13 protein-coding genes and 1 pseudogene are annotated in these 12,726 nt (G+C 73.4%); 5 read left to right on the forward strand and 9 right to left on the reverse strand.

Annotation, left to right across the window (positions count from 1 at the left end; genetic code table 11):
- The first annotated feature begins 5 nt into the window (after positions 1–5).
- Genes OG470_RS04705 through hisC form a run of 3 tightly spaced genes read left to right on the forward strand, consistent with a single transcriptional unit; the run spans position 6 to position 2,904 of the window.
- The gene (locus OG470_RS04705; RefSeq protein WP_328421129.1) at positions 6–737 is read left to right on the forward strand and encodes an RDD family protein; all 732 of its coding nucleotides are present in this window, start codon (positions 6–8) and stop codon (positions 735–737) included.
- Positions 734–1,804, forward strand: a complete 1,071-nt coding sequence (locus OG470_RS04710; RefSeq protein WP_328421130.1) for an RDD family protein — start codon at positions 734–736, stop codon at positions 1,802–1,804. The genes OG470_RS04705 and OG470_RS04710 overlap by 4 nt, the downstream gene beginning before the upstream one ends.
- Positions 1,801–2,904, forward strand: coding sequence for a histidinol-phosphate transaminase (gene hisC, locus OG470_RS04715; protein WP_328421132.1), 1,104 nt, complete (start codon positions 1,801–1,803; stop codon positions 2,902–2,904). Before OG470_RS04710 ends, hisC begins: the two co-directional genes overlap by 4 nt.
- Positions 2,905–3,050: 146 nt before the next feature.
- On the opposite strand, the gene OG470_RS04720 is transcribed toward hisC, so the two are convergent.
- The 5 genes and pseudogenes from OG470_RS04720 to OG470_RS04740 form a co-directional block, all read right to left on the reverse strand.
- A complete protein-coding gene (locus tag OG470_RS04720; protein WP_328421134.1) occupies positions 3,051–4,310 on the reverse strand; it encodes an outer membrane protein assembly factor BamB family protein in 1,260 nt (419 codons plus the stop codon).
- A gap of 142 nt (positions 4,311–4,452) precedes the next feature.
- Entirely contained in the window at positions 4,453–4,935 is a 483-nt protein-coding gene (locus OG470_RS04725; RefSeq protein WP_328421136.1) for an SRPBCC family protein, read from the reverse strand.
- Between the two features lie 137 nt (positions 4,936–5,072).
- Positions 5,073–5,281 (reverse strand): annotated as a pseudogene (locus OG470_RS04730) (DUF397 domain-containing protein).
- A gap of 253 nt (positions 5,282–5,534) precedes the next feature.
- Complete coding sequence (gene fahA / locus OG470_RS04735; RefSeq protein ID WP_328421138.1) at positions 5,535–6,731, reverse strand: fumarylacetoacetase; 1,197 nt, start codon at positions 6,729–6,731, stop codon at positions 5,535–5,537.
- Positions 6,728–7,597, reverse strand: coding sequence for a hypothetical protein (locus OG470_RS04740; RefSeq protein ID WP_328421140.1), 870 nt, complete (start codon positions 7,595–7,597; stop codon positions 6,728–6,730). Before OG470_RS04740 ends, fahA begins: the two co-directional genes overlap by 4 nt.
- A 93-nt stretch (positions 7,598–7,690) precedes the next feature.
- Between OG470_RS04740 and OG470_RS04745 the strand changes: the two genes are divergently transcribed.
- Positions 7,691–8,857 (forward strand): homogentisate 1,2-dioxygenase, encoded by a 1,167-nt coding sequence (locus OG470_RS04745; RefSeq protein ID WP_328421142.1) that lies wholly within the window; start codon positions 7,691–7,693, stop codon positions 8,855–8,857.
- 22 nt (positions 8,858–8,879) lie between these two features.
- Here OG470_RS04745 and OG470_RS04750 read toward each other — a convergent pair whose 3' ends face one another.
- From OG470_RS04750 to OG470_RS04765, 4 genes are read right to left on the reverse strand one after another with little or no spacing between them, the layout of a single operon-like run.
- Positions 8,880–9,908 carry a tetratricopeptide repeat protein gene (locus OG470_RS04750; protein WP_328421144.1) on the reverse strand — a complete coding sequence of 343 codons (1,029 nt, stop codon included), beginning with the start codon at positions 9,906–9,908 and terminating at the stop codon, positions 8,880–8,882.
- A gap of 10 nt (positions 9,909–9,918) precedes the next feature.
- Positions 9,919–10,404: a 2-C-methyl-D-erythritol 2,4-cyclodiphosphate synthase gene (gene ispF, locus OG470_RS04755; RefSeq protein ID WP_328426137.1), complete on the reverse strand. Its 486-nt coding sequence runs from the start codon at positions 10,402–10,404 to the stop codon at positions 9,919–9,921.
- A gap of 13 nt (positions 10,405–10,417) precedes the next feature.
- The gene (ispD, locus tag OG470_RS04760; protein WP_328421146.1) at positions 10,418–11,113 is read right to left on the reverse strand and encodes a 2-C-methyl-D-erythritol 4-phosphate cytidylyltransferase; all 696 of its coding nucleotides are present in this window, start codon (positions 11,111–11,113) and stop codon (positions 10,418–10,420) included.
- Positions 11,114–11,169: 56 nt separating this feature from the next.
- A complete protein-coding gene (locus OG470_RS04765) occupies positions 11,170–11,655 on the reverse strand; it encodes a CarD family transcriptional regulator (RefSeq protein ID WP_328421148.1) in 486 nt (161 codons plus the stop codon).
- Between the two features lie 327 nt (positions 11,656–11,982).
- Between OG470_RS04765 and OG470_RS04770 the strand changes: the two genes are divergently transcribed.
- A complete protein-coding gene (locus tag OG470_RS04770) occupies positions 11,983–12,678 on the forward strand; it encodes a hypothetical protein (protein ID WP_328421150.1) in 696 nt (231 codons plus the stop codon).
- Positions 12,679–12,726 lie beyond the last annotated feature (48 nt).

Genomic DNA, 12,726 nt, shown 5'->3' on the forward strand with positions numbered 1-12,726 from the left:
CAAGCGTGACGCAGCCTCCGTCGTACCCGACGCCGCCGGTCGGTGGGCCCCCGCCTGCCGCCGGCGGCGTCGTGCCGCCCAGCCCACACCCCCAGGGGTACGCCGTGCCGCCGCAGTACGCCCCGCCCGGGTACGCCGTGCCGCCGGGGTACGCCCCGCCCGGGTACGCCCCGCCGCACTGGTACGCCGGACCACCCCGACCGGTGACGCCGCCACCAACGCTGAGCCCGGGCGGGCAGCCGCTGGCCAGCTTCTCCGACCGGCTGCTGGCCGCCCTGATCGACGCTGCGGTGTTCATGGCGATCGGCATGGTGCTCGCTGTGCCCGCGGTGATCATCTTCTTGATCGTCGTCATGCCCGACCTCGTCCAGGTCACGCCGGACGGCACCGTCAGAGAGCCCGACTTCCTCAACGACTTCCTGGTGCCGATGCTGTGGCTCGACCTCGCGATCATCGTGGTCTCGATCGTGATCTCGTACATCTACCACGTCGAGATGATGTTCAAGACCGGCCAGACCCTCGGCAAGAAGATGATGAAACTGCGGATCGTGCCGCTCGACCCGGCCCGCACCCTCGACCGTCGGGCCGCCGCCAAGCGGTACCTGGTGCAGCAGGGCGCCGGCCTGGTTCCCGGCCTGAGCTACCTCGACGGGCTGTGGCAGCTGTGGGACAAGCCCTGGCAGCAGTGCCTCCACGACAAAGCCGCCCGAACGGTCGTCGTTAAGGTGTCCGGGTGAGCGTGCAACCCGGCTGGTACGTGGACCCCGCCGACCCTGAGACCCGGCGGTACTGGGACGGTGAGGGTTGGCTCGGTGCACCCATCCCCGTCGACGCCACCCCGCCGGAGGGACCGCCCCCGGTCGAACCCCCGCCCGCCCCGGTCGAACCCACGGCGCCGGCCGCCCCGGTGACCGCCCCGCCGGGCTTGCCGCCGCACCCCGGGCCGGGTTCGCAGCCGGGGCACGGCCCGGGTTGGGGACCGCAGGCCGGTCCGCCGGGCTGGGGACCTCAAACCGGTCCGCCCGGCTGGGGACCGCAGGGTGTTCCGCCGGGCCAGGGACCGCAGGGTGTTCCGCCCGGCTGGGGACCGCAAGGTGTTCCGCCCGGCTGGGGACCACAAGCCGGTCCGCCCGGCTGGGGACCACAAGGTGTTCCGCCCGGCTGGGGACCACAAGGTGTTCCGCCCGGCTGGCCCGGACGGCCGCCCGAGCCGCGCCCGCACGGCCTGCCGCTGGCCGGCTATGGCGCCCGTTTCACCGCCCGGCTGATCGACTTCGCCATCGTCTTCGCGCTGAACGCTCTGGTCAATGGCTGGTTCGTCTGGCGACTGATCCGGGAGATGCTGCCGTACATGCGGGAGGTGTATCGGCGCCAGTTGGCCGGCAACCCGTCCACCGAGGGGCTGCCAGAGGTCGGCCCGCAGGCTGGCAACCTCATCGTGGCGATCCTGCTGATCGCCACCGCGCTCTGGCTGGCGTACGAGGTGCCCGCCATGGCCGCCGGCGGGCAGACCGTCGGCAAGCGGCTGATGCGGATCCGCGCGGTGCCGCTCACCGCCGACCAGCCGCTGGGCTTCGGCCGGGCGCTGATCCGGTGGACAACGCTGGGCCTGCCCACCCTGGCCTGGTACTGCCTCGGGCTCGGCCTGATTCTGCAACTGGTCGACGCCCTCTCCCCACTCTTCGACCATCCGCTGCGTCAGGCGCTGCACGACAAGCGCGCACAGACGGTGGTCGTCCAACTCCCCGCCATCGCTTCCGCCACCCCGAACGACCGCACCCAGCCCTCGGGAGACACCCCATGACCGACCCCGGACGTCAGCAGCCGGCGCAACGGCTGACCCGCGCCGACCTGGACGCGCTGCCCAGCTACGTACCAGGGCGCAGCCCCGCCGACCTGGCGCGGGAGCTGGGTCTGCCGGAGGCGATCAAGCTGGCCAGCAACGAGGTGCCGTACGGGCCGCTGCCCGGCGTGGTGGAGGCGGTCACCGAGGCGGTCACCGCCGCGCACCGCTACCCGGACATGGGCGTGGTGGCGCTACGCGACGCGCTGGCCCAGCGGTACGGGGTCGACGCCGACCGGATCGCCACCGGCTGCGGGTCGGTGGCGCTCGCCGAGCACCTGGTCCGGGCCACCTGCCTGCCCGGCGACGAGCTGCTCTACTCGTGGCGGTCGTTCGAGGCGTACCCGATCATCGCGGCGACCAGCGGCGCGACCAGCGTGCGGGTGCCCAACGACGCCGGGCACGGGCACGACCTGGCGGCGCTGGCCGCGGCGGTGACCGACCGGACCCGGATGATCCTGGTCTGCAACCCGAACAACCCCACCGGCACGGCGGTACGCCGGGCCGGGCTGGACCGGTTCCTCGACGCGGTACCGGACGACGTGCTGGTGGTCATCGACGAGGCGTACCGGGAGTTCGTCACCGACCCAGACGTGCCGGACGGGCTCGGCTACCTGGACCGGCCGAACGTGGCGGTGCTGCGCACCCTGTCCAAGGCATGGGGCCTGGCCGGGCTGCGGGTCGGCTGGCTGGCTGCCCAGCCGGTGGTCGCGGCGGCGATCCGCAAGGTGGTGACTCCGTTCTCCACCAGCACCGCTGCCCAGGCCGGGGCGCTCGCCGCGCTCACCCAGGCCGAGGAGATGGAGCGCCGCTGCGCCCTGGTCGTCGCCGAGCGGGAGCGGGTCACCGAGGCGATCCGGAAGTTCGTGCCCGACGTGCCGACCAGCCAGGCCAACTTCGTCTGGCTACCGCTCGGCGAGCGGGCGGTGGCGTTCGGCAAGTCGTGCGAGGCGCGCGGGGTGATCGTCCGGCCGTTCGCCGGGGACGGGGTCCGGGTCACCATCGGCACCCCGACCGAGAACGACGCGTTCCTGGCCGCTGCGGAGGCGTCGCTGACCTGACCGGAGCGATCTCGCCGTGCTGGCCCGTCGGGTCGCCGGCGGAACCCGGCCGGGCGCTGGGACCCCGCCGGCGGCCGTGCGTCAGCTCGGCCGTCGGCGGCGAGCGGCCAGCCAGCCGGCGAGGCCGGAGGGCCGACTCGCCACGATCAGGTGGCGGCCAGGATCACCGCCTCGGCGGTCAGGTAGTACCGCTGGTCGTCCCCGTCCGGATCGACCGGCTCGCGGAGCCGCTCCACCGCGAGGTAGCCGTCCGCCGCCGCCACCGCTCCGGGCGCCCAGCCCGTACCGTCCGAGCCGACGTTGAGCGAGAAGCGGGAGAGCTGCGTACCGGTCACCGGATCCAGCGTCACCAGGTCGTTCGCCTCGGTCAGCAGGTGCACACGCCCGGGTTGGACGGCGAGCACCCGGGCCGTCGTCCCCAGACCCTCGAACCGCCACAGCTCTTCGCCCGACCGTGCCGACCGGCCCACCGCCACCCCGTCGAGCACGGCGACAGCCTGCTCACCGATGAGGGTTGCTCCGGTCGGGTCCAGCGCGAGGGCGGCGGTCGGCTCGCTGGCGCCCAGCAGCCAACCCCGGCCACCCGCGTCGCCCGGCCCGGCGGTCCGCAGGGCCGGGCAGTCAGACCGTCCGGTGCGGCATCCGAGTGGGGTCACCAGCAACCCGTCCGGGGCACCCGACGGGCGCCAGCGGTCGCGCACCGCACCGGTCGCCGCGTCCCGGAACTCGACCGTGGCCGGGCCGGCGCAGCTGTCCAGGCCGATCAGCTGCCCGGACACGGCGGTGCCGACGTCGCTGCGGCAGCGCCCAGGCAGGTCGACCCTCCACAGCTCACGGCCGCCGGCCAACTCCACACCGCGCGCCTGGGTGTCGCTGGTGACCACCAGCACCGTCCGGCCGTCCGCCAGGTCGGTGACGTAGAGCCCGCGCGGGTCCCAGACGGTGGTCGCCCCGGTACGCCGGACCACCGCCCCGCTCTCGGCGGGCACCGGGCCGTCGGCCCTCCACAGCACCCGGCCGGTCGGTGCGTCGAGCGCGACCAGCCGGCCGTCGGACCAGCGGCTGACCACCGTGCTGCCGCTGGCCACCACCCCGGTCAACTCCGCCGGCCAGCGCCGGTACGACCAGTACGGGGTGGTCCGGTGCCGGCCGTCGACCGGCCGGTCGGCATAGACCTGACGGTGCGCGGCGTACACCCGCAGCCGGGCGTCCACGACCAACGGGGCGACCGGCAGCCGACCGACCACCCCGACGGGTGGCTGGGCCGCGGCCGGGTACGCACCCCGGGCCACCGTGCTCACCTCGGCCGGCGCGAGCACCCGGTGGACGATGACCGCGACCACCGCAGTGGCGAGCAGCGCCGCGACCGCCGCCACCAGCCGTCGTCGGCCCTTCGGGAACCCCATGCCCCACCTCCGCCCGGCACCCTACCCAGCGGAACCGGCCGGACCCCGGTCAGGTCACGCCGTGCTGGGCGTGGTCAGGCGGGGTGATCGCCGCCGCCGCCCGGGACGGGGGAATCGACGGACCGAGCTGGCCGGAACGAGGTCAGGCGGCTTCGACGGAACCGGTGGCACCGGCCGCGACGGCCAGATCGGCGAGATCACGTCGGAGCGCCACCTCGACCGCCCGGGCGGCGAGCCCGCCGAGCAACAGCGCCACCACCCGGCCGTACGGGGCGGTCGGCACCGCCTCCTGGGTGACGGTGATCGCCGTGCAGCCACGGCGGCGACGCTGGACCTGCCGCAGGCTCCAGGTGATCCGGTATTCCGCGCCGGCACCGGATGAGCAGAGCACCAGCCGGTGGGGGGCGAGCGCCTCCACCACCAGGAACTCCTCGGTCAGAGTGCCGCCGCCCGGCTGGACACGCTCCTCACGCCATGCGGTGCCCGGCCCGAACGGACCCGGGGTGAGCAGCTCGACCGGGCCGGCGGTGGTCAGCCGGGCCGCGCGGCCGGGCAGGTCGGTCAGCAGACGCCAGACATCGACAGCGTGCGCCTCGATGAACCCGGTAACCGCCACCGTCGACATGCCACCCTCCCGTGTCGTCGACGGTACGCGGCGTAAGGGCCGGACGGGGCCTCCGGGACGGAATTTCCACCGCCCGGAGGCCACGCTGTCCATTTCGGTGGCTGCTCGACGCCGGTCGTCGACCGGCCCGGCGACGGTCAGCGTTCGAAGCGACCAGCCCGGATCGCGCCGATGAACGCCGTCCACCCCGGCGGGCTCACGGCCAGTGTGGGCCCGGACTGGTCCTTGGAGTCGCGGACCGCGACAGACCGAGGACGTCGACCAGGTTGTCCGCCACCTCCACGCAGAGCCCCTGGTCATTGGAACGGCTGCTGGTACGCCAGACCGCGCCCGCGAAATCGTGCATCGTCATTACCTCCGTGTGCGATGGGATGCCCCACCGCTGCCGGCCAGGTGCCCGGCCCGTTCCGCACGGCGGGGCGACGGAATCCGCGACGATCAACGGGGAAACGCGGATCGGTGATCGCACAGCCGGTGCGATCACCAGTCCCATCAATGAGACGGTCGGCCGACCGGGTGAACAACCCGGTCCGGCAGTACCGAGGGCCCGGTTCACACGACCGCCGGGCCCGGTCCAGCGGGCGGTACGCCCGGTCGGCTCAGCGGGCCGGACGGACCGTTCCGGTGACCTCGCCGAGGGCGATGGTGGTGCCGTCCGGGCCGGGTGCGGTGGCGGTGATGGTCACCGTGTCGCCGTCGACGAGGAAGGTGCGGCTCTCGTCGCCGAGCTTCACCGGCTCCGCCCCGCCCCAGGTCAGCTCCAGGAACGACCCGACCTGCCCCCGGTCCGGGCCGGAGACGGTGCCCGAGGCGTACAGGTCGCCGGTGCGCAGGGACGCGCCGTTGACGGTGAGGTGGGCCAACTGCTGCGCTGGCGTCCAGTACATGGTGGCGAAGGGCGGCTCACTGACCCGCTCGCCGTTCCACTCGACCACCAGCCGGAGGTCCAGCCCCGCATGCGGCACGTCACGCAGGTAGTCGACGACCGGCGGGTCCTGGTCGGGGGCCGGCACGAAGGCGTCGGCGAGCGCGTCCAGCGGCGTCACCCAGGCCGAGACCGAGGTCGCGAAGGACTTGCCCAGGAACGGGCCGAGCGGCTGGTACTCCCAGGCCTGGATGTCCCGGGCCGACCAGTCGTTGACCAGCACCACCCCGAACACGTGCTCGGCGAAGTCGTCGACCGACACCCGGGCGCCCAGCCGGCTGGGCACTCCGACCACGAAGCCGACCTCCGCCTCGATGTCGAGGCGTACCGACGGGCCGGTGACCGGGCCCTCGGCGGAGGCGCGCTGGCCGCTCGGACGGATCACCGGCGTACCGGAGACCACCACCGTGCCTGCCCGCCCGTGGTAGCCGATCGGCAGGTGCTTCCAGTTGGGCAGCAGCGGCGGCTGGCCGGGGCGGAAGATCTGCCCGACGTTGGACGCGTGGTGCTCCGAGGAGTAGAAGTCGACGTAGTCGGCCACCTCGAAGGGAAGCAGCAACTTCACCTGGTCCAGCGGCACCAGCAGCGGCTCCACGGCCGCCCGGTGTGCCGGGTCGGTCAGCAGCTCGATGATCCGCTGCCGCACCGACGTCCACTGCGGACGGCCCAGCGCCATGAACTCGTTCAGGGTGGGCCGGCCCAGCGCACCGGCGGCCAGCACCAGATCGGCGGCCTCCGCCCCGGCCAGGTCGAACACCCATGACCCGATCCGCACGCCGATCCGCGGCCGGCCCCCGTCCTGCCGGAAAACCCCGTACGGCAGGTTCGTCACCCCGTACGGCGAACCGTCAGCGCCGGTCACCCAGGTCATGCGTCGTAGCCCCCGTTCACCAGCCCCAGCCGGATCAGATCGGTCAGTGGTTCCAGGATGCTGCACGAGCCGAAGCCGACCCAGAGCGGGCGGGGCACTTCCAGCCGCCCGTCCGTGCGCTCCAGCAGCGGGCGCGGGTCGACCACGGTCAGCAGCTCGGCGACCGCGCCCACGCCGTCACCCTCGGCGGCCGCCAGCGTCGCGGCCAGCACGTTCGCGTACCCGTGGTGGGTGAAGCCGGTTTCCGGGTCGAGGTGCCGGACCGCCTGGTGCAGCCCGGCGGTGAGCTTGAACGGCAGGTTCCGGTCCCGGCAGGCGCAGATCACCGCGGCCAGCTCGGCCGGGGTCGGGAAGAGTTCGGCGGCCAGCCCGCCGGTGCGGAACTTGGCCGCGACCGGCACCCCGTCGTCCCGAGCGGCGGCGAGCGCGTCCAGCGCACCCATCAGGCCGAAGGTCAGCGGCAGCTCGGCGTAGACGGCCTCGACGCCCGGCATGGTGCCGGTCAGCCGGCGCAGCTCGGTGATGCCGGGCAGTGGGTCCTCGCCACGCCTGGCGACCGCCACCTCGACCTGGCGGGCGGTGACGCCGTCCGGTGCCAGGAACGAGAGCGCGAAGGGCAGGCCCCCGATCCCGGTGTCACCGATCACGCCGACCACCAGACCCTCGGCCGGGTCGACGAGACCGCTCAGATCCCCTGCGGCAATGGTCGAGGCCGGGACCAGCAGCGGGCCGACCAGGTCGGCGTACCAGGCGGTGCGATGCCGGCGGTGGGCGGCCAGCGCATCGGGCAGCGCCGCGCTGCCCGGAGGGAAGACGGCGGCGTCGTCCACCAGGCCGTCGAGGAGTGCGGGCACCTGCGTTGACACGGAACAAGAATGTACGGGACGCTACAAGGAACGGACAACCGCGTCCGATAATCGGACGCCCCCGGCCGGTGAACGGGACATATGGGAGGCGAGATGCCGTACTACCGCAGCGTCGGCGAGGTGCCGCGCAAGCGCCACACCCAGTTCCGCCAGCCCGACGGCAGCCTCTACGCCGAGGAGCTGATGGGCCAGGAGGGTTTCTCCTCCGACTCGTCCCTGCTCTACCACCGGCACGCGCCCACCGCGATCCTGGCCGCCGACGAGTTCGCCCCACCGGATTTCGCCCGGACGCCGAACCTGCCGCTCAAGCCGCGCCACCTGCGCACCCACAAGCTCGACACCGGCGGTGCCGACCCAATCCTCGGCCGGCAGTACCTGCTCGCCAACGACGACGTGCGGATCGGTTACGTGCTCGCCGACCGGCCCTCGCCGCTGTTCCGCGATGCCACCGGCGACCACTGCCTCTACGTCGAGTCGGGCTCGCTGCGGGTCGAGTCCCCGTTCGGCGTGCTGGACGCGGTCGCCGGGGACTACGTCGTCATCCCCACCTCGACCATCCACCGGCTGGTGCCCACCGGCGAGCAGCCCGTCCGGCTGCTCACCATCGAGGCGGCCGGGCACATCGGCCCGCCCAAGCGCTACCTCTCGGTACGCGGCCAGTTCCTGGAGCACTCGCCGTACTGCGAGCGCGACGTCCGCGGCCCCGACGCCCCGCTGCTCGTCGACGGCGAGGAGGCGGAGGTGCTGGTCCGCCACCGGCGTGGTTGGACCCGTTACGTCTACGCCCACCACCCGTTCGACGTGGTGGGCTGGGACGGGCACCTCTACCCGTGGGCGTTCTCCATCCACGACTTCGAGCCGATCACCGGCCGGATCCACCAGCCCCCGCCGGTGCACCAGACCTTCCAGGGCCCCAACTTCGTCATCTGCTCGTTCGTGCCCCGCAAGGTCGACTACCACCCGGACTCGATCCCGGTGCCGTACAACCACCACAACGTCGACTCCGACGAGATGCTCTTCTACACCGGCGGCAACTACGAGGCCCGGCGCGGCTCCGGCATCGAGCAGGGCTCGATCTCACTGCACCCGTCCGGCTTCACGCACGGCCCCCAGCCGGGTGCCGCCGAGCGCTCCATCGGCGCGGACTACTTCGACGAACTGGCCGTCATGGTCGACACCTTCCGCCCGCTGGACCTCTGCGACGCGGCCCGCAGCTGCGAGGACGACGGCTACGCCTGGACCTGGGCGCGTCGGGCCTAGTCGCCGCTCGTTGAGCTGGCGGTCAGCGAATGGCGGTGCGGGTGAAGATGGCGAACTCGGCGACCGCGGTGGCGGCGATGGCCAGCACCAGCGGCCACGGCGAGCCGACCACCGCGTACACCAGCAGCAGCACCGGCGCGGCGGCCACCGCGTAGATCGCCAGGGCGAGCGTCCGGTCCGAATGCAGCAGTTCGGGTAGGACGGTCCGCGTCAGCCCCGGCAGCCGGGCCGCGAGCTGCCAGACCACGACCCCGCCGGTGAGGGCGGCGAGCACCGCCAGGACACGGGAGAACCCGTCGCTCGCCGAGGCCGCGAACGCCACCAGCACCGCGGCCACCAACGACCAGCCGGCGCCGTAGAGCACCAGGCGGTGCAGGCCGTAGGCGATCGTCCGCCCCGAGTCCATCCGTTTCGGGCTGATCGTGGCCGCCTCGGCAAGGTGCTCCAGCGCCTCCGACCAGCGGCGCTGCTCCAGCCGGATGACACCCACGTCGTGCCGGGCCTCGGCGAGGCGCGGGTCGAGCCGCAACGCCTCCCGGTAGGCCCGCTCGGCCAGGTCGAACAACTCCAGCCGGGCGGCGACCAGGCCGAGCACCAGGTGGGCCTGCGGTTCCTCCGGGGCCAGCTCGACCCCGCGCCAGGCCGCGTTCAGCGCCGGCTGGCCGTTGCGCGCGCCGGCCAGGATCGCCGCCGCACTGCGCTGGGCGTACGCGTCCGCCGGGCCGAGCGCGAGGATCCGGTCGGCGGTGGCGGCCGACTCGGGGTAGCGCTCCAGATCGGCCAGCGCCATGCCCCTGGCAACCAGCGGTGGGAGCGCCTCCGGTGCGGCGGCCACGGCCGCGTCGGCGGCGGTGAGCGCATCAGCCGGCCGGCCGGCCGCCAGGTGCACCCGGGCCAGCATGGTGAGCGCGTCGGGGTCGTCGGGCTGGAGGGCGAGCCCGTAGGTCAGCTCCCCGGCCGCTTCGTCGTGGCGGCCGAGCTCGGCGAGGAGTTGGGCCCGCTGGAGATAGCCGTCGGCGGCGGACCGGTCGGGGGCGGGGTCGCTGGACATCGCGGCGAGCCTAGGTGGCCGGGGCGTCGTACACCAGGGCCACCGCGATACCGGCCAGCCCCTCACCGCGGCCGGTGAAGCCCAACCCGTCGGTGGTGGCGGCGGAGACGGTGACCGGGGCTCCGACGGCGGCGGAGAGCACCCGCTGGGCCTCCTCGCGGCGCGGGCCGATCTTGGGGCGGTTGCCGACGATCTGCACGGACACGTTGCCGATGGCCAGGCCGGCAGCCCGGACCCGGCGGGCCGTCTCGGTCAGCAGGGCCACCCCGGACGCGCCGGCCCACTCCGGCTGGCCCACCCCGAAGGTGGAGCCGAGATCGCCGAGACCGGCGGCGGAGAGCAGTGCGTTGCAGGCGGCGTGCGCGGCCACGTCGGCGTCCGAGTGCCCGGCCAGGCCGTCCTGATCGGGCCACAGCAGGCCGGCCACCCAGCACGGCCGGTCGGGCGCGAACGCGTGCACGTCGGTGCCGACGGCCACCCGGGGAACGATCATGATCAGAGGGTACGCGTCAACTGGCGGCGGCCAGCAGGTGCTCCGCCAGCGCCAGGTCGAACGGACGGGTGATCTTCAGCGCGTACTCCGAGCCCGGCACGCAGCTCACCGTGACGCCCTGCTTCTCGACCAGACCGGCGTCGTCGGTGAGCGGATCGCCGGCCGCGGCGTGCGCGGCGGTGAGCACGGACCGGCGGAAACCCTGCGGGGTCTGCACCGCGCGCAGGGCGGACCGGTCGACGGTGCCGAGCACCACCTCGCCGGCGCCGACCTCCTTGATCGTGTCGACGACCGGCAGCACCGGGATCACCGCGTCCCGCCCCTCGCGGACCGCCGCCGCGACGGATTCGACCAGCTCCGGCGGGGTGAGCGCCCGGGCGGCGTCGTGCACCAGGATGATCGCCGGGCCGGCGGGCACCGCGGCCAGCGCGGCGGCCACCGACGCCTGCCGCTCCGCGCCGCCGGGCACCACGGTCACCGGCGCCACCGGAGCGAGCAGCTCGCGTACGGCCGACACCTCGGTGGCCGGCGCGGCCACCACGATCGTGTGCACCGAGGGCGCTGCGGCCAGCCGGCGCACGGCATGCACCAGCAACGACTCGCCAGCGAGCAGGCGCAGCGCCTTGGGTCGGCCGGGGCCGAGCCGTACGCCGGCACCCGCCGCAGGAACGAGGACCGCGACGTCACCGCGCGGATTGAGCTGCGCGGTCACGTCACGGTCCTCGGTGGTTTCTTCGCTACGAAGTGGGTACGACGATGCTGTGCGGACTAGGCCTCGGTGAGCACCTTGTCGAGCAGCATCTCCGCCTCGTCCTTGGTGCTCTTCTCCGCCAGCGCGACCTCGCCGACGAGAATGTCACGGGCCTTGGCGAGCATCCGCTTCTCACCCGCGGAAAGGCCCCGCTCCCGCTCCCGGCGCCACAGGTCACGGACGACCTCGGCGACCTTCAGCGGGTTTCCGGAGGCCAGCTTTTCCAGGTTGGCCTTGTAACGCCGCGACCAGTTGGTCGGCTCCTCGGTGTGCGGAGCCCGAAGAACGTCGAAGACAAGGCCGAGGCCCTCTTCGCCGACCACCTCGCGCACACCCACGATCTCGGCGTTCTCGGCCGGCACCCGGACCGTCAGGTCACCCTGAGCGACCCTCAGGACGAGGTACTGCTTGGGCTCGCCCTTGATGACCCGAGTCTCGATTGCCTCGATGAGTGCGGCCCCGTGGTGGGGGTAAACAACGGTCTCGCCGACACTGAAAACCATAGGTTCGAAACCCCTTTCGCTGTGTCTAGGGTAACACGCTCAGGCACCGATGTCTCACCGATGTCCTGACCGTTGGCGCAGCTCAGGGGCCCTGTGAGAGGTCTTGCTTCAGCTTGACAGGCGGTCAAACCAATGGTTTGAACACGCTCCGTAACGCACGGGTGACTTCCCGGTACGGGTGAACAGAACGTCGAGATCAAGGGCTATGCGCTCCCCCATGGTATCCCTCCCGGCGGGACTGCGCCCAGATCTAGCGGGAGGTGCCCCCAGTGCGGGACGCTGGAGGCAGACCCGCACGCCGCTCTCGAGACGCTGTCAGGGGGTCCGATGGGCAAACCAGACGCAGAGGGCCAGGGGCCGTCCGACGGCCTGCCCGACCTGCCACCCGAGTGGGGTCGGGTCGTGGTGCCCGACGATGCCTCCGAGCTCGCCTACGAGGCGGCCCAACTCCGCCGTGAACTGCGCCGGGCCGCCGGTCAACCCGGTGACGGCCCCCGGGCCCTGGCCCTGCCGCTGCTGGTCCTGCTGGTGGCGCTGCTCACCACGCTGGCCGGCCTGCTCGCGGTCACCTGGCCGCGAGCCAACCGCGGCGCCGACCGCCCGACCCCCGCTCCCTACTCACCACCCACCGCCCTCACCGGGCGGGCGCTGCCCGCACTGGACCTGGTCGACGCCGGCCAGGCGCCGGTGCCGCTGCGCGGCCTACTGCCCGCCATGATCATCTTGGTGGACGGCTGCACCTGCCCGGACCGGGTCGCCGAGGCGGTGGTGGCGGCGCCCGCCGGGGTGGCCGTGGTCACCGTCACCGGAGGGCGGACGGTGCCGGCCCCACCGCCGACCAGACGAGACGCACGCGCGCTGGCCGATCCCGCCGGCGGCCTGCGCTCGTTCGTGGGCCAGCCGGCCCGCTCCGGCACCGCGACCGCACTGCTGGTCGACCGAACCGGCGTGGTGACACGCGTGCTGCCCGAGCTGGGCCCGGTCGACGCGTACCGCGCGGACCTGACCGCCCTCGCCGCCTGACGGGGCCGTCCGTCGCCGGACGGACGGGTTGCCGGGACCGGTGCACCC

This window comes from Micromonospora sp. NBC_00389, from assembly GCF_036059255.1.
GTDB lineage: Bacteria > Actinomycetota > Actinomycetes > Mycobacteriales > Micromonosporaceae > Micromonospora.